Raw genomic sequence first — 15,197 nt, 5'->3', positions numbered from 1 at the left:
CGGCGTGACGACTGAACTGACCTGGCTGGCGGCGACGCTGGTGCTGGCTCTGGTGCAGGTCTTCCTGCCCGCCTTCGCCCGAACACGCGAGTTCGGCCTGTCGTGGAACGCCGGGGCGCGGGACAAGACGCCTGAGGCCAAAAGCCCGGTCGTCGGCCGTCTGGAGCGGGCGCAGGCCAATCTGTTCGAGACGTTGCCGCTGTTCATCGGCGCCGTGCTGATCGCCCAGGTCGCCGATCGGACCGGCGCGCTGACGGCGTGGGGCGCAGGCCTCTACTTCTGGGCGCGCGTCGCCTATATCCCGCTTTACGCCATGGGCGTTCCCTATATCCGGTCGCTGGTCTGGCTGGTCTCGCTTGCGGGACTGGCGCTGTGCCTTCTGGCCCTTTTCATCCGAGTCTGATTTGACCCCAGCCGCCCGTCTGGCCGCCGCCGCCGCCATCATCGACAGCATTTCCCAAGGCCGCCAGCCCGCCGACGCCGTGCTCAAGGCCTGGAGCCAGCAGAACCGCTATGCCGGTTCGGGTGACCGCCGCGCCATCGCCGAGCGTGTCTATCAGGTGCTGCGCTCGCGTGGTCGCCTGTCGGCCTTCATGGGCGGGCGTCAGGACGGACGCGCCCTGATCGTCGGCGCTCTGTCGGTGCTGGACGGCGCGACGCTGGAGGAGATCGAAGGCCTCTACAACGGCGAAGGCTATGGTCCGCGCCCCCTGTCCAAGCACGAGCGCGGCCGCATCATGGCGGGCGAGGACGCGGCCGATCTGGCCGAGGTCGCCCTGCCGGATTTCGTGACGGCGGACCTGAAGGCGGTCCATGGCGACCGCTGGCGCGAAGAGGTCGAGGCCCTGAGCGGTCGCGCGCCCGTGGACCTGCGCGTCAATGGCTTGCGCGCCACGATGGAAGAGGTCGAGTCCGAACTGCGCGACGCCGGTCTGTCGCCCCAGCGCACGGAACTGTCGGGCTGGGGGCTGCGTCTGGACGCCGAGCCTGCGCCGAACGTGCAGCCGCTGCACGGCTTCCAGAACGGTCATTTCGAGATTCAGGACGAGGCCAGTCAGGTCGTCGGCTGGCTGTCCGGCGCCTTCCCCGGCGCGACAGTTGTGGACTACTGCGCGGGCGGCGGCGGCAAGACGCTGGGTCTGGTTCAGGCCATGCAGGGGCAGGGGGCGCTGATCGCCTGCGACGTCTCGGCCAAGCGTCTGGACAATGTGAAGCCGCGACTGGCCCGCGCGGGCGTCGAGGCCGACCTGCGCCTGCTGGGCACGAACGGCGGCGGGGTCGAGGATCTGAACGGTCAGGCCGATGTGGTGCTGGTTGATGCGCCGTGCTCGGGCTCGGGCGCCTGGCGGCGTCGGCCGGAGGACAGCTGGCGCCTGACGGCAGAGGAAGTCGCGCGCCTGCACGCGCTGCAACTGCGCATTCTGGGGCAGGCGACGAAGCTGGTGCGGCCGGGCGGGCGTCTGGCCTATGTCACCTGCTCGGTGCTGGGCGCCGAGAACGAAGCGACGGCCGCCGCCTTCGAGGCCGCCTACCCGGACTTCAAGCCCGTTCCCGTCGCCGATGCGGCGCACAGCGCGGACCTGACCGAGGCGGGGCGCGAGCGCCTGACTGCGCTGGCGCAGGGCCACCGCCTGCGCCTGTCGCCCGCCGCGACCGGAACGGACGGCTTCTTTATCGCCCTGTTCGAGCGCGCTTCATGAGGCTGGAACGCTACGGCGCCGTCACGGTCCTGCCGGTGATGGCGGCCCCGGCGGAATACGGCGAGCACCTGCGCGCCCGCATCGATCCGCTGATGACCGGCATCGGCCCGGTCGAGGGGGCGGTGGCGCTGACGGCGGCTCTGGCGCGGCTGGAAGCGAGGGGTGAGGCGCCGGACCTGATCCTGTCGCTGGGGTCGTGCGGGTCGCGTGTGCTGGATCATGCGGCGGTCTATCAGGCGTCGTCCGTGGCCTATCGCGATATGGACGCCAGCGCGCTGGGCTTCCCCAAAGGCGTGACGCCGCTGCTGGACATGCCTGCTGTCCTGCCGCTGCCGTGCCCAATTCCCGGCGTGCTGAGCGCGCGTCTGTCGACGGGCGGAAACGTCATCTCGGGCGCCGCCTATGACGCCATCGACGCCGAGATGGTGGACATGGAGACCTGGGCGCTGGTCCGCGCGGCCCAGACCTTCGGCCTGCCGCTGGTCGCGCTGCGCGGGGTGTCGGACGGCAAGGCCGAGCTGACGGGCCTGCACGACTGGACCTCGACCCTGCATCTGGTGGACGAGAACCTAGCCCGCGCCGTCGACGGCTTGATTGCGGTGCTGACGGATCACGGCCTCTCCGCCCTTGAAATTCCGGCCCTTCAGGGCCAAACCCTCGCCCAATCGCTCGCCCCGGATTCGACCTCATGACCCAGCCGACCCAACACCAGAAGGTGCTCATCGTCGATTTCGGCAGTCAGGTGACGCAGCTGATCGCGCGCCGCCTGCGCGAGGCCGGCGTCTATTGCGAAATCCATCCGTTCAACAAGGCGGGTGAAGCCCTGAAAGCGATGCAGCCGCAGGCCATCATCCTGTCGGGCGGCCCCAACTCGACGACCGACGCCGATAGCCCGCGTGTCGATCGCGCCGTGTTCGACTATGGCGCGCCGATTCTGGGCATCTGCTACGGCGAGCAGCTGATCTGCGCCGAACTGGGCGGCAAGGTCGAGAGCGGCCACCACGCCGAGTTCGGCCGCGCCGAGATCGTCATCACCAAGGACAGCCCCCTGTTCGCAGGCATCGGCGCCCTCGACCATCGCGAGCCGGTGTGGATGAGCCACGGCGACCGCGTGACCGCCCTGCCGGAAGGCTTCCACGTCATCGCCACCTCGGAGGGCGCGCCCTTCGCCGCCATCGCCGATGAGACGCGCAGGATCTACGGCGTGCAGTTCCACCCCGAGGTGGTGCACACCCCGCGCGGCGCCCAGCTGCTGAAGAACTTCACCCACGGCGTGGCGGGCCTGACCGGCGACTGGACTATGGCCGCCTATCGCGACGAGCAGATCGCCAGGATCCGCGAACAGGTCGGCGACGCCAAGGTCATCTGTGGCCTGTCGGGCGGGGTCGATTCATCGGTCGCCGCCGTTCTGATCCACGAAGCCATCGGCGACCAGCTGACCTGCGTCTTCGTCGACACCGGCCTGATGCGCAAGGGCGAGGCCGATCAGGTCACGACCCTGTTCCGCGAGCACTACAACATCCCGCTGGTGCACGTTGATGCGTCTAAGGAATTTCTCGGCGAGCTGGCCGGGATTTCCGACCCGGAAACCAAGCGCAAGACCATCGGCCGCGTCTTCATCGAGGTGTTCGACCGCGAGGCGAACAAGATCGAAGGCGCCGCCTTCCTGGCTCAGGGCACTCTCTATCCCGACGTGATCGAGAGCGTGTCCCCGACCGGCGGCCCCTCGCACGTCATCAAGAGCCACCATAACGTCGGCGGCCTGCCGGACTTCATGAAGCTGAAGCTGGTCGAGCCTCTGCGCGAACTGTTCAAGGATGAAGTCCGCGCCCTGGGCCGCGAGCTGGGCCTGACCGACGCCTTCGTCGGCCGCCACCCCTTTCCCGGACCGGGCCTGGCCATCCGCATCCCCGGCGAGATCACGCCGGAGGCGGTCGCCACGCTTCAGGATGCGGACGCCATCTATCTGGACGAGATCCGCAAGGCGGGCCTGTACGATGACATCTGGCAGGCCTTCGCCGTGCTGCTGCCGGTCAAGACGGTCGGCGTCCAGGGCGACGCCCGCACCTATGAGAAGGTGCTGGCCCTGCGCGCCGTCACCTCGACCGACGGCATGACGGCTGACTTTTACCCGTTCCCGTGGGACGTCCTGGCCAAGACCGCCACGCGCATCATCAACGAAGTCCGCGGCGTCAACCGCGTCGTCTACGACGTGACCTCCAAGCCGCCGGGCACGATTGAGTGGGAATGATTCAGGCCTTTCGGCAGCTTTCGGCGTCGCTTTCGAAGGTGCCTATAAGTCACTGACGTAAAAGTGAATTTTGACGAGACCCTTCGAAGCCTTTCGGAGGGTCTCTTTTTTGTGATGACGGCTTTCCTGACGGTCTCGCGTCCGTTGCCTCAGCCGCCCCTGATTCATACCGTCACCCCATCCAGGGCGTTCTGACGGTCTTTTTTTCGAAACAAGATTTTGAATTGTTTGCGAAAAATGACCGTTGAGGACCCCGAAAACGCCTGACGGTCTTTTGGAAGGGGAGATGGCATGCTTACCGACGCAGAACTGAGGAATACGAGAGGAAAATCAAAGGCGTATAAAAAGACCGACAGGGACGGTCTTTATGTGCTCGTAACACCGTCAGGAGGCATTGCCTTCAAGTACGACTACCGCTTCAACGGGCGGCGCGAGACGGTCACTTTCGGGTCCTACGGGCTGACCGGCCTGTCGCTCTCCAGGGCCCGCGAGAAGCTCATCGAGGCCAAGCGGATGATCGCGGAAGGCGTGTCGCCGGCTCTGGAAAAGCAGCGCGCCAAGAGGCGGCTCCGGGAGGCCCGCGACTTCGCCCATGTGGCGCAGAAGTGGATGGACGAGGCGCCCATGGCTGACAGCACGCGCAACATGCGGCGGTCCATCTTCAATCGGGAGGTCCTGCCGCAATGGCGTAGCCGGCTTTTGACCGAGATCACGCCGGACGACCTGCGCGCCCATTGCAAGTCCATCGTGGAGCGGGGTGCTCCGGCGACAGCCATCCACGTCCGGGACATCGTCAAGCAGATCTACGCCTGGGCCATCCTCCATGGCGAGAAAATCGACAACCCGGCCGACGGCGTTGCGCCTGCGGCGATCGCGCGTTTCCGCCCCCGCGATCGGTCGCTGTCGCCGTCCGAGATCCGGATCATGCTTGGGCTGCTGGGGGAGGTGGCTACGCTGCCGACGATCCGCCTGGGTCTGAAGTTCATCCTGCTGAGCATGGTCCGCAAGAGCGAGTTGCAGGACGGGACATGGGATGAGGTGGACTTCGACAACGCGGTCTGGTCCATCCCGAAGGAGCGGATGAAGCGGTCGCGTCCCCACAACATCTACCTGTCGACCCAGATGCTCGACATTCTGGTGGCCCTGAAGACCTGTTCCGGTAACTCCCGCTACATCCTGCCGTCGCGCTACGACGCCGATGCGCCCATGTCGCGGGCCACCTTCAACCGGGTGACGACGGCCATCGCCGAGCGGGCCCACGAGCAGGAACTGCCGCTGGAACCGTTCACCGTCCACGATCTGCGTCGGACGGCCTCGACCCTGCTGCACGAGATGGGTTTCAACTCAGATTGGATCGAGAAGTGCTTGGCCCATGAGGAGCGCTCGTCGCGCGGAGTCTACAACAAGGCGGAGTTCGAGATGCAGCGGCGGCACATGGCGCAGCAGTGGTCGGACGCCGTCGAGGCGTGGGAGCAGGGGCGTTCGTTCTCGCCCATCCTGACGCCGCTGGAGGCCGGCTCACCTCGCTTCAGCCCCACCTTCTTGGCTTTGACTTGAGGGTGTCAGAAGATGGCTTATGTTTCTGACAGGAGCGAACCGATACAGACCCTGGCCGAACACATCCTCGCGCACGCCGCGAACTTGCCGGAAGGCCAGCCGCTGGGCGCTAAGGGCTTGCTGCACCTGGGCGAACGCGCCGCCGTGGATCAAGCGCTGTCACGGCTGGTAAAGCGCGGACACCTCTTGCGGGTCGAGCGAGGGCTCTACGTCTCGCCGATCCAGAGCCGCTATGGAGCGCGCCCGCCGACCATCGAAAGCGTTGTCGAGCACCTTTCGGCCCGAGGCTGCGAAACGGTTGTGCGCAGTGGAGCGTCCGCAGCCAATCAACTGGGTCTCACCACCCAGACAGCCATTCGCCACGTCTATCTCACGAGCGGCCGCAGCCGCCGATTGAAGGTCGGCAAGCAATCGGTCGAGCTGCGGCATGCGCCGCCTTGGCAGCTCGTTCTGCCTCACCGCCCCGCCGGAGAAGCAGTTCGCGCCTTGGCATGGCTTGGCCCTGAGCAAACCGCGAGCGCCTTAAAGGCGTTGCGACGGCGCTTGCCGCCGAGCGCATTCGAGGAACTGGCTAGTGTCGGCGCGCGTCTGCCGACCTGGCTCGCACGGTCGGTGAGCCTAGCGATACATGGCTGACGCCTTCGGGGTCGGAAGGACGACCTAACCGAACTGATCAATGCCGCTGCCTAGAAAGGGTGTCGTTCGGGTCGGCCACGCGCCACGGGCCGCGAACGGCGAAGACGGACATCTGGCCCTTTCGCCGATGTGATCGGGCGCTCGCGTCGCAAGGCCAGCCACGCTTCGACTTCGCTCAGGTCCCAGACCACGCATCGGGGGGTGAGCAGAAAACGGCGAGGGAACTCTCCCTTCCGCTCCAACTCCCAGATGGTGCTGTCCGCCAAGGGCACCATCTGGCGCAACTCGGTCTTCTTGATTGTTCGTTGCAAGGGCCGGTTCGCGGTCGCCATGGCGCATCTCCTCGTTCGAAGGGAATCGAACCCGAACGACGCCAAAGCGTGAACCCGTAGGCCTACGGAAGGTCGGGTGCGGACCTAGTTCACAACGGGATAGAAGGGCTGTCCCCAGTCGCGGGTTGGGTTGTCCATCATGATGTCGATGAAGATGGGCAGCAGGCTGGCTATGACGGCCGCGCCGTCGCGAACCTGGTCTCGGTTGACGCCGCTGTTCCAGGTCGCTCCACCGTGAACGAGCTGGTTACGCAGCACGTAGAGCCGATCGAACATGAGCGACAGGATGCGCGGCGTGTTGCGTTGCGCCATGGCGGTTGCGACCGCCTTTTGGCTGAGAGCGAGGCGCTCTTGCCAATCCTCATAGCCCTCCATTCCATTCTGGTGGTTCCAGAACGGCGAGAAGACATAGCGGTTGTTCAGCAGCAGCCGGATCTCGTGAGGGAAGCGCTCCCAGACTGAATTATAGATCCGGTGATCTCGATCGAGACCGACGAGGGCGTCGAAATAGGCGGCGAAGGCGCCGCGTTCGCTATTGAGCTCAGCGTGCAGATCGCCCGCATAGGCGGCGTTGAAACCGACCCAGTAGAGGATGAATCGCACGTCGGCGTCGTCCGTCTCCTGTTCAGCCCGCCCAAGCCAGCTCAAGGCGCGATGAACGCGAAGACCCAGAGCTTCAGGAAAGGCGTCGCGGACGCCCCTTTGCTTATCCTTGAGGATAGAAAAGTCAGAAGCGGTCGGCGATTTCACCTGAGCGTTTGTCATGGCCCCCTCGATGCATTGCATGCCCGAGTGCAACCTTAGCCGTTGTCCGGTTCTCTTTTGGTGAAGAGCGCGTCTTAAGCCGCGTTCATCGGGCTTAGGACGCGATGAGCTCAAGGGCGGCGACTAGGCCGCTTCGCGGCTCGCCTTCTCGATGCGAGCGAAGAGATCCAGCCGCGGCAGGTCCTCAAGACTGGGCGAGGGCAGATCCATCAAGCGCTCCGAATGAACAACGATGGCGAGGGACTTGGCCCGACTGATCGCGACATTGAGACGGTTGCGGTTGAAGAGGAACTCCGTCCCTCTTGGCGCGTCGCCGCCAAAGGAGGTGGCCATGGAGATGATCACCACCGGGGCCTCCTGCCCTTGGAACTTGTCCACGGTGCCGACCCGAGTACCCTTTGGCAGGGTCCTGCGCAGAAGATCGACCTGCATGTTGAAGGGGCTGACGACGAGGACGTCGTCAAGGCTTAGACGACGGCTTTCAGAGCCGTTGTTCCACGAAGTCGGCAAGAGGTCTTGTAGGAGGCGGGCGACCTCGCGCGCCTCTTCGATCGCGCTTTGGGTGGATCCTTCATGAGCGAGGGCGATCTGCACAATGCCAGCCGGTTTCAACGGCGAGCCGGCGTTCAACTCCAGGCGACGAGCTTTGGTTTGAGGGTGGGCCTTCAGTCGGCCGTCGTAGATGGCGTCGGAAATGAAGCTGCAGACCGCCGGATGCATGCGCCACGAAACGTCGAGCAGGACCCCGCGTTCAGGCGGCACGGTCGCCTGATCTCGAAGCGCATAGTCGAGGGTCGACAGGCCTGTGTCGCCAGGATGCACGCCCTGCACCGGTTGGGGCAGCTGCATTTGGTCGCCGACGAGGACGAGGTTTTTGGCGCAGCCGGCCATGGCGATGAGGTTGCCCAGGGACACCTGGCCCGCTTCATCGACGAACAGATAGTCGAAGGCGTTGCAGCCGTCGGTCGCGAAGTGGAAGGCTGTGGCGCCCACCAAGTCGTATCCCCCTTCATCGACCTCTTCCGACTTAAGGACGGTCGTGAAACCGGGCTCTTCAAAAAAGGTCTCGGGCTTGTCCCTCGTGCCCTTCTTGGCGCCGTTGAAGCGCACGCCGCGCTCGACGGCGTGCTTCGAGATGGCGGCGAGGAGATTGTTGATGGCCTTGTGGGAGTTGGAGGAGACGCCGACCCGCTTGCCTTGCTCCAGCAGGCTGACGATGGCGTGCGAGGTCGTATAGGTCTTGCCCGTGCCTGGCGGGCCTTGGATGAGCAGCGTGCTGTCGTCGAGGTCCCGCACCGCGCGCGTGACGCCGACGACGAGGTCTTCGCCGTCGTGGATCACCGCCGCGCCCGGGGCGGCGTTCTTGAGCCGAGGCGCAACGCGTCGAAGGAAATCGAGCGTCGCCTGGTCATACTCGAACACCCCGTCCGCCATACGTGTCGCAAAGGCCATCAGGGCCTCGACCAAGGGCTTCTGGTTGATGATGGTTCCCGGGATGAGCGAGCAGGCGACAGGGAAGTCGCCAGCGGTCATGCCGCGGCGAAGCACGACGCGCCCCGCCTCGGGATCAATCTCGACGATCGAGCCGGCGCGTTCGAGGTCGATGGCGAACTTCGGGGTGTCGTCCGGCTTGAGCTTGGTGTCCTGGGGCGGGAAGGCGTAGGTCGCGAGGTAGGAGCGCTTGTCAGGCTCAAGCTTGAGCAGCGTCAGCTTGCCGAGGCTTTCGGCGTCGTCCAACAGCTCCTCGTCGGTCCAAGCCTGACGGTCGAACATGGCCCAGAGCTGAGGCTTCTGCGCGCGCTGGTGGAACCATAGAAGCTCCGCGATCAGTTCGCGGATTTCCGGCTCGAGTGCGCTCTGTGCGCGAACGCGGGCCGCAAGAGCATTGCGCTCGGCTTCAAAGGCTTCGCGTTTTTCCGCGCGTTCCCGATCTTCGGGCGTTTCATCTTCCGCAAGCCCGTAGACGGCGTCTTCAGGCCGCAGGCTCTCAAGCCAGTCGCGCAGCTTGGCGGTCGAGACGCAATCGTCCTCATTGTAGCGGGCGATGGCCTCCAGGATGGCGGGATCCTGGGTTTCCCGCCACCGTTCGTACTCGATGATGCTGTCGCCGGCGTTGGTCACTTCGCCCGCGCGCTTGCCCCAATAGATTTTTTCCAGGGCCTTGAGGGAGTAGCTCTCGGTCGACGCCCGGATCCCCTGACGCGCCACCTGATAGAGGTCCACGAACCTGTGGGTGCGCAACAGGTGGTCCAGCTCGGTTTCTCGGGTCGCGTAGCGCATGGCTAGGCGCTTCAGCGCGGTCTGCTCATAGGCCGCATAGTGATAGATCCGCGCTTGGGGATAGCGCTCCAAATGCGCGGTGAAGAGATCGATGAGGCGCTCGAACGCGGCCTTCTCTTCCTCATGATCATGCGCCCAGATCTCGACGAAGCCGTCTTCTCCGTTCTCACTGAGCGGCCCCCACAGGCCGTGAAGATACTCCAGCCGTTCCGGATAGAGCGGGTCGCCTTCGATATCGTAGAAGAGGTCGCCGGCGGCCGGCGAGGGGAGGAGGGCGAACCCGCGGGCGGGGGCGACAGGGAGCACCTCCACCGTATGTTCCTGGGTCTCCTCGGCGCGCTTTTGCAGGCGGGCTTGGGCCGTCAGCTTGGCGAGCGTCTCTTCGCCGATCCCGGGGATTTTCCGATCCGCGGGCAGGGCGGCGAGCTCCGTCAGGGTCGCTACGCCGGCCTTTTCGAGCTTGATGATTTGGTCGCCTCTGATGTTGGCGACGAAAACGGGGCTGTCCGCTGCCCGCCATTCGGCCGTGCATCGCTCAGCGAAGTCGCACTGGCCGCAGGCCGAGGTCTTTACGGGGCGCGTGGCGCGCTCTGCCTGATCCGCAAAGGCTTCAAAGCCTTGCATCAGGCGCTGGGTGATATGGCGCGTCTGGTTCAGGTCAAAGACGGCGGGTTCAGGCGCGGAGACATGAATGACTCCGCGGCGGGGGTAGGCGCCGGTGACGGGCTCAAGAAGCGCAGCATAAACGCCGAGCTGGACGACATGGTCGGCCTTGGCCTTCTTGGCGAGCTTGGCGTCTTCTGGGTCGTAAAGCCAACGCCCGTCCGCACCCTGGCCGGTGCGAACCAAGAAGTCGGGAAAGCCGATCCAGCGCTCATCCGCAAAGGCCGCCTGATAGATGAGAGGCGCGCCTCGACGCATGGCCTCCAAGGTCTGGGCCTTTCGCTCCTCGAGCGACCCGGTCGTGGTGACCTCAAAGACGTCGCCATGGCGTTCGGCGAGATCGGCGAGCACCTTGGCTTCATGATCGAAGCCCTTGCTGCGCACGAGGGTCAGGGTGTCCTCGGCGCGCTCCGGCGCCTTCTCGCCTGCCAGCCAAAGGGCGGCGTGGTGGGGGCAGGCTTGGAAGTTGTTGAGCCGCGAGGCCGAGAGCAAAGGTTTCATGGGGCCAGCTCTAACGGCGAATTACGACGTTATCGGTCGTTGATGACGGGCGAGAGAGGTTTGGAGCTCTTCCACCATCACCTGTTTGAGCCTCTCGGGGGCGATGATCTCAATGGTGTCGCGCCAGGTGAAGAGGTGCCACGCCAACTCCATCATGCCGCTGGCTCTAAAGGCGACGATGACAGAGCCGTCCTCTTGTTCAGTGATGGTTTGACGGGGATGGAAGCGCCAGCGACGGCCGTCCTCGGCGGCCTCGGGCGTCACCCTAAGAACCACGTCTTCTTGCGCGTCGTGGAAGACGCCGAAGGACTGGGCGGCGAAGTCGGAAATGGAGAAGTCTTCAGGCGCGCCCCCGGCTTCATCGAGCACTTCGAGGTCGACGATCCGGTCAAGGCGCCAACTGCGAGGCTTGTCCTGACCCGGTTCCGCCGCGACGAGATAGTTCATGCGATCGAACAGAAGGCCAAATGGAACGACCTTGCGGCGGCTCCCCGATTTCGAGCCGCCCATGTAACGGAAGCTGATGAGAGAAAGGCCCATGATGGCCTGGCGGATCGCAGCAATGAGGGCCGGATCCTCATGAGGGTGCGGGCCGGCGCGCACACCCGTCAGTTCGGCTCGCGCCAGGGCTTCGACATCCGGCGTAAGGCGACGAAGCGCCTCCGCTTTCAGGGCCGATCGGACCTTCTGGTCAAGCGATGCGAGCGTCGCTGCGCGCCGAGGATGACCGCCGTCTTTGAGCGTATGGATGGCTCGAGACAGCTCTACCAGCTCTTCTGTAGTCGGCGACTGGAAGAAGCCGTCGAGGCCCTTGGGAATGCGGAAGCGTTTGACGACGCCCTCAGGAAGCTCCTCCATTTGAGGAAAGAGTGACCACAAGGCGTCTCGCATCCGTTCTGCGGTGCGACGACTAATGTCGAGCTCGGACGCCATCTCGTCGAGCGTCATGCCCTCCGCGCTCGCAGCGAGGCGACGGGCGAGCTCCAACAACAGTCCCGCCTTCTCGTGCCGCATGCCCCCTCCGATTTGCGACCGAATCTGTCGCTCAACCGTAGCCGTGCGCAGGGGTGGAGCCAAGCGATGGGCGGAAGGGGGCTAGCGATGGGGTTTGGAGCTCTGTCGTTCTAGGCCAGCAGGGCGTTCAAGAGGACTTCGGCTTCTTCCACAGTTCGGACGGTGACGCGGGTTACGGCCTGGTCGCGCAGATCCGGCATTTGGTTGACGTTGGAGTGCCGGCCCTTGCCGCCTTCCGTCACTGGGTAGGCGCGCGCCATGGCCGGCAGGTCGAGGCGGTCGTCGCTGGCGAACCACAGGTGCTGAGGCGAGGTCTCGATCTGATGGCCTAGGCTTCGTCCATTGGCGAGACGATAGCGGATCATCTTGGCCTTGGCCGGGTCGCAGAGATCGTGGGGACGGACGGCAGGGTGATTGACGAAGAGATCGGTCAGGGCGCCGCGAAGCGGATTGGGGGTCTTCACGTCGGCTGCGCGGATGCGTTGCTCAATCTCAGTGTAAGCGTCTTTTACCATTTTACTTCAATGTCTTGTGTGTGAGCCGCATGGAGCGGGTCGTATGCTCAGGTGTGAGCCGGCCTCAACCGATTCCGGGCTGAGACCAAGAGCGGGCAGGGACGGTCACAGGCTGGTGATGATCAGTATGACGAACAGCGTGAAAAGGCTGCCGGGGATGACATTCCTCGGATGATGCCGGAGCATCCGGCGATAAGGATTGCGACGACGTCGGGGCATGTCGGGAGCTCCTGACTAGGCTTTGTTTTGATCGGTTGAGGCGGGCGGCGTTTTCAGGCGTCTTGGCCAGGATCGGCGGGCGATGGGGCGATCACGCCGCTCGTCCAGGCCATGTCATGGATCTGTCCAGACGCATCCCAGTCGACGCCTCGGCAGGCCGCGGTCGATTGCAGCGTGATGATGCGACGTTGGCGATCTTGACCTGTCAGATCAGTGCTTTGCAATGGGCGGATGTCCAGAATGACGCCGCCGAAGTATGACGGCCGCCCTTTGGTTTCATGGAAGAGGACCTCTCCGCCCTTCAGCGCAACGACATCGTCTTCACCGAGGAGCCAAGCCTCACTCTCATAGACGCCGGCCTTAGCATCCAGGCAAGTCAGGCCGACGTTGGCTTTGCAGATGAGGTGGATCTTGGACATCATAATCGCTCAGAAGTGGGTTGAGGAAACGGCGACGAGATCAGACGACTTGCGAAGCGTCAGTTCGGCGCTGGCGCGGGTGCGCACCGCGTCGGACATCTCGGACTGCACGACAAGCCACTCAAGGTAGTCGGTCGGCAGCTCAGGCCAGGCTTTGCCGCGGTGTTTGCCGAACGGCATGTGCTCGAGGCTGCGCGCTTCATCGTTCCATTCCATGAGGCGTTCGACCGAGGCCTCTTTCAGCAGATCAATGAGGATATGGGCGGTGACCCAAGCATCGGGCGCGGCTCTATGGGCCGGCATGGCGAGTTCAGGCGCGAGCTGAAGGTCTCTCCAGTAGCGAAGCACCTGGTTCGAATACCCTGGCGCTTCAGGCCAGGCGGCGCGAGCGGCTTTGACCGTGCAGAGCCAGGGACGGGCGCCAGTGATCTCCACCGGAATATGGCGCGCTTCAAAGGCGGCGTGGTGGGCCACGAGAATATCGGCCGCAGGTCCCTCATTGATGAAGGCGGTGAGCCCCTCGTCTGAATAGGCAGGCGCATCGGCGAGATCTGCCGGTGTCAGGTGGTGGATCGCCATGGCGTGAAAGGTGATCTCGCCCAGGGGCTTGAAGCGCCGGGCGTGCGGCGGTTCCGCTTTCCAGCCGCCGAGATGGGAAACGACGTCGACCGCGGCGATCTCAATGATCTCAGAGGGCGATCCTCCGGTGGTTTCGATGTCGATGACCCTTAGTCGCATGCTGCGTCGTCCCTATTGCTACGAGGTTCAATTTGGTCGAGCTTTCCGTCAATATCGGACGTGATTGCGGGGGCGAGATGGCGGATCTGGAGGCGGAGATCGTTGCGCGATGCCAGGCCCTAGGGCTGGGGCGATGCGGCTTGGGCTCCATCCGTAACTTCATCGCGACAGCCTTCTATCACGCCAGTCTGCCGGGGACCTTGCCGGCTGACCGACACGTGGTTTTCAACAGCGCCATTCGCTTTGCGACGAACCGCATCGCCTGCCAGGGACGCGACGGCGCCAGCATATGGGGCAGCCGGGTGTTAAGCCGGCGCGCCTTTGAGCTGCGCCAAGCCTTGCTGACAGACGATCAGCCGGAGCGCGCGAAGGTGAAGGCGTGGACGCAGGCCGTGACGTTTGAACACCAGGATCCCGTCTGGGAGGTCCAGGACTGGATCGACAAAGACAGTCGCATCGGCGTCGACGACGTGATCAGGCGCCTGCTCGTCCACCCCGCCGTCGTCATTCTCCGTGAGGAAGAAAAGAAGATCCCCGGCGTCTTTCGGAGTCGCGGGCGCCCTGAAGAACGATATGAAGCCGCGGGCATCGAGGTGATGGCGGTGGGGGAGGGAACCGGCGCACTATTCAGAGCCCAGCTATGGCCTGATCGTCCACAGCGAAAGAGCAAGTATCACTGGCCGTTTGAGCCCTTTGACGTTTCTACGTCCGCATCTGACATGGCGACGATATAGGGACGATTGGGCGACGGACCGTTGTGGAGCGTCGCTTGAGCTGGACAATAGGAGGGTGATTTGTCGAACGAAGCAGGAAGGCTGTTGGCAGCCTTGGATTTGGTCGCCGCCGGGAGCGGCGAAGGCCGATACCTTCGTGCGACGCCAGGGCCTGCCCAAGGCTATCGCTATTGGGCGACCATGATCAAAGGCGACTACATCTTCGGCGTCCAGCCGGAACCTAAGCGCGAACTGTCGCCGGCTTTGATCGAGCGCTTTAAAGCTGCGCAGTTTGATATTCGAGAGAACAAGAACGAGGCCTTTATGAACCTGGGTCCTGTTTTTGAAGCCGCGATTGATCGGGCTCGAGTGACCATGAAGGCTATCGCGGAAGTGCTGGACTAAGATCCCATGCTAGGCGTTTTTGTGCTGGCCCTAGCCTTATCCGGCGGGGCCGAGGCTTGGGTCGGGCGAGCCTCGGTGATCGACGGCGACACGCTGGAGATCCGCGGGCAGCGTATTAGGCTTTGGGGCGTGGATGCGCCGGAGACGCGCCAGCCTTGCATCCGGGGCGGCCAAACCTATCGTTGCGGTCAGTCCGCGGCGAATGCGCTTTCTGACTATGTGGGGCAGCGCACGGTCATCTGCAGCCCGGTCGGGCGGCCGGATCGCTATCGACGGATCGTCGCCCGGTGCTCGGTCGCGGGATCGGACCTGGGGCGCTGGATGGTTCGCCAGGGCTGGGCGCTCGACTATCCACGCTATAGCGGCAAGACCTACGAGGCGGTCCAGGCCGAGGCGAAGGACCGACGCAAGGGCCTGTGGGCTGGCGAGTTTCAGGCGCCATGGGAGTGGCGTCGTTCGCGCTGAGCATGCGTCGGCTTGAACGGAGGC

Annotated in this window: 16 protein-coding genes; 9 read left to right on the top strand and 7 right to left on the bottom strand. The window is 64.4% G+C overall.

What is annotated here, in order from left to right:
- The first annotated feature begins 4 nt into the window (after window positions 1-4).
- From ACORJG_RS08505 to ACORJG_RS08480, 6 genes are all read left to right on the top strand, one after another.
- Complete coding sequence (locus ACORJG_RS08505) at window positions 5-403, top strand: MAPEG family protein (protein ID WP_427788554.1); 399 nt, start codon at window positions 5-7, stop codon at window positions 401-403.
- A 1-nt stretch (window position 404) separates the two neighbouring features.
- Window positions 405-1,700 carry an RsmB/NOP family class I SAM-dependent RNA methyltransferase gene (locus ACORJG_RS08500; protein WP_427788552.1) on the top strand — a complete coding sequence of 432 codons (1,296 nt, stop codon included), beginning with the start codon at window positions 405-407 and terminating at the stop codon, window positions 1,698-1,700.
- Entirely contained in the window at window positions 1,697-2,392 is a 696-nt protein-coding gene (locus ACORJG_RS08495) for a 5'-methylthioadenosine/S-adenosylhomocysteine nucleosidase (RefSeq protein WP_427788550.1), read from the top strand. The genes ACORJG_RS08500 and ACORJG_RS08495 overlap by 4 nt, the downstream gene beginning before the upstream one ends.
- Window positions 2,389-3,951, top strand: coding sequence for a glutamine-hydrolyzing GMP synthase (gene guaA / locus ACORJG_RS08490; protein ID WP_427788549.1), 1,563 nt, complete (start codon window positions 2,389-2,391; stop codon window positions 3,949-3,951). The genes ACORJG_RS08495 and guaA overlap by 4 nt, the downstream gene beginning before the upstream one ends.
- Before the next feature lie 291 nt (window positions 3,952-4,242).
- Entirely contained in the window at window positions 4,243-5,508 is a 1,266-nt protein-coding gene (locus tag ACORJG_RS08485; protein WP_427788547.1) for a tyrosine-type recombinase/integrase, read from the top strand.
- Between the two features lie 12 nt (window positions 5,509-5,520).
- Window positions 5,521-6,144 carry a DUF6088 family protein gene (locus ACORJG_RS08480; RefSeq protein WP_427788545.1) on the top strand — a complete coding sequence of 208 codons (624 nt, stop codon included), beginning with the start codon at window positions 5,521-5,523 and terminating at the stop codon, window positions 6,142-6,144.
- A gap of 50 nt (window positions 6,145-6,194) precedes the next feature.
- Here the strand turns inward: ACORJG_RS08480 and ACORJG_RS08475 are convergent, their stop codons facing one another.
- The 7 genes from ACORJG_RS08475 to ACORJG_RS08445 all read right to left on the bottom strand — a co-directional run bounded on the left by ACORJG_RS08475 (window position 6,195) and on the right by ACORJG_RS08445 (window position 13,590).
- Complete coding sequence (locus ACORJG_RS08475) at window positions 6,195-6,476, bottom strand: helix-turn-helix transcriptional regulator (RefSeq protein WP_427788543.1); 282 nt, start codon at window positions 6,474-6,476, stop codon at window positions 6,195-6,197.
- 84 nt (window positions 6,477-6,560) lie between these two features.
- A complete protein-coding gene (locus ACORJG_RS08470) occupies window positions 6,561-7,241 on the bottom strand; it encodes a hypothetical protein (RefSeq protein WP_427788541.1) in 681 nt (226 codons plus the stop codon).
- A 123-nt stretch (window positions 7,242-7,364) separates the two neighbouring features.
- A complete protein-coding gene (locus tag ACORJG_RS08465) occupies window positions 7,365-10,685 on the bottom strand; it encodes a TM0106 family RecB-like putative nuclease (RefSeq protein WP_427788539.1) in 3,321 nt (1,106 codons plus the stop codon).
- A 21-nt stretch (window positions 10,686-10,706) separates the two neighbouring features.
- Complete coding sequence (locus ACORJG_RS08460; protein ID WP_427788537.1) at window positions 10,707-11,699, bottom strand: helix-turn-helix transcriptional regulator; 993 nt, start codon at window positions 11,697-11,699, stop codon at window positions 10,707-10,709.
- A 110-nt stretch (window positions 11,700-11,809) separates the two neighbouring features.
- The gene (locus ACORJG_RS08455; RefSeq protein ID WP_427788535.1) at window positions 11,810-12,214 is read right to left on the bottom strand and encodes a hypothetical protein; all 405 of its coding nucleotides are present in this window, start codon (window positions 12,212-12,214) and stop codon (window positions 11,810-11,812) included.
- 272 nt (window positions 12,215-12,486) lie between these two features.
- Entirely contained in the window at window positions 12,487-12,855 is a 369-nt protein-coding gene (locus ACORJG_RS08450) for a hypothetical protein (RefSeq protein WP_427788533.1), read from the bottom strand.
- Window positions 12,856-12,861: 6 nt separating this feature from the next.
- On the bottom strand, window positions 12,862-13,590 hold the full coding sequence (locus ACORJG_RS08445; protein WP_427788531.1) for a putative quorum-sensing-regulated virulence factor: 729 nt from the start codon (window positions 13,588-13,590) through the stop codon (window positions 12,862-12,864).
- Window positions 13,591-13,622: 32 nt separating this feature from the next.
- On the opposite strand from ACORJG_RS08445, the gene ACORJG_RS08440 reads away from it, so the two are divergent.
- Genes ACORJG_RS08440 through ACORJG_RS08430 form a run of 3 tightly spaced genes read left to right on the top strand, consistent with a single transcriptional unit; the run spans window position 13,623 to window position 15,173 of the window.
- Window positions 13,623-14,324, top strand: coding sequence for a hypothetical protein (locus tag ACORJG_RS08440; RefSeq protein WP_427788529.1), 702 nt, complete (start codon window positions 13,623-13,625; stop codon window positions 14,322-14,324).
- A gap of 60 nt (window positions 14,325-14,384) precedes the next feature.
- Window positions 14,385-14,708, top strand: coding sequence for a hypothetical protein (locus ACORJG_RS08435; RefSeq protein ID WP_427788527.1), 324 nt, complete (start codon window positions 14,385-14,387; stop codon window positions 14,706-14,708).
- 6 nt (window positions 14,709-14,714) lie between these two features.
- Window positions 14,715-15,173, top strand: a complete 459-nt coding sequence (locus tag ACORJG_RS08430; RefSeq protein WP_427788525.1) for a thermonuclease family protein — start codon at window positions 14,715-14,717, stop codon at window positions 15,171-15,173.
- Window positions 15,174-15,197 lie beyond the last annotated feature (24 nt).

The organism is Brevundimonas diminuta, from assembly GCF_050310045.1.
In the GTDB taxonomy this organism is placed as follows: domain Bacteria; phylum Pseudomonadota; class Alphaproteobacteria; order Caulobacterales; family Caulobacteraceae; genus Brevundimonas; species Brevundimonas diminuta_F.
The sequence above is the reverse complement of the archived record's forward strand: the minus strand, read 5'-3'. Positions and strand labels throughout refer to the sequence as shown.

Coding starts and splice junctions, on each gene's coding strand:
- ACORJG_RS08495 (WP_427788550.1), top strand. CDS start 1,697: ATGAGGCTGGAACGCTACGGCGCCGTCACGGTCCTGCCGGTGATGGCG.
- guaA (WP_427788549.1), top strand. CDS start 2,389: ATGACCCAGCCGACCCAACACCAGAAGGTGCTCATCGTCGATTTCGGC.
- ACORJG_RS08485 (WP_427788547.1), top strand. CDS start 4,243: ATGCTTACCGACGCAGAACTGAGGAATACGAGAGGAAAATCAAAGGCG.
- ACORJG_RS08480 (WP_427788545.1), top strand. CDS start 5,521: ATGGCTTATGTTTCTGACAGGAGCGAACCGATACAGACCCTGGCCGAA.
- ACORJG_RS08475 (WP_427788543.1), bottom strand. CDS start 6,476: ATGGCGACCGCGAACCGGCCCTTGCAACGAACAATCAAGAAGACCGAG.
- ACORJG_RS08470 (WP_427788541.1), bottom strand. CDS start 7,241: ATGACAAACGCTCAGGTGAAATCGCCGACCGCTTCTGACTTTTCTATC.
- ACORJG_RS08465 (WP_427788539.1), bottom strand. CDS start 10,685: ATGAAACCTTTGCTCTCGGCCTCGCGGCTCAACAACTTCCAAGCCTGC.
- ACORJG_RS08460 (WP_427788537.1), bottom strand. CDS start 11,699: ATGCGGCACGAGAAGGCGGGACTGTTGTTGGAGCTCGCCCGTCGCCTC.
- ACORJG_RS08455 (WP_427788535.1), bottom strand. CDS start 12,214: ATGGTAAAAGACGCTTACACTGAGATTGAGCAACGCATCCGCGCAGCC.
- ACORJG_RS08450 (WP_427788533.1), bottom strand. CDS start 12,855: ATGATGTCCAAGATCCACCTCATCTGCAAAGCCAACGTCGGCCTGACT.
- ACORJG_RS08445 (WP_427788531.1), bottom strand. CDS start 13,590: ATGCGACTAAGGGTCATCGACATCGAAACCACCGGAGGATCGCCCTCT.
- ACORJG_RS08430 (WP_427788525.1), top strand. CDS start 14,715: ATGCTAGGCGTTTTTGTGCTGGCCCTAGCCTTATCCGGCGGGGCCGAG.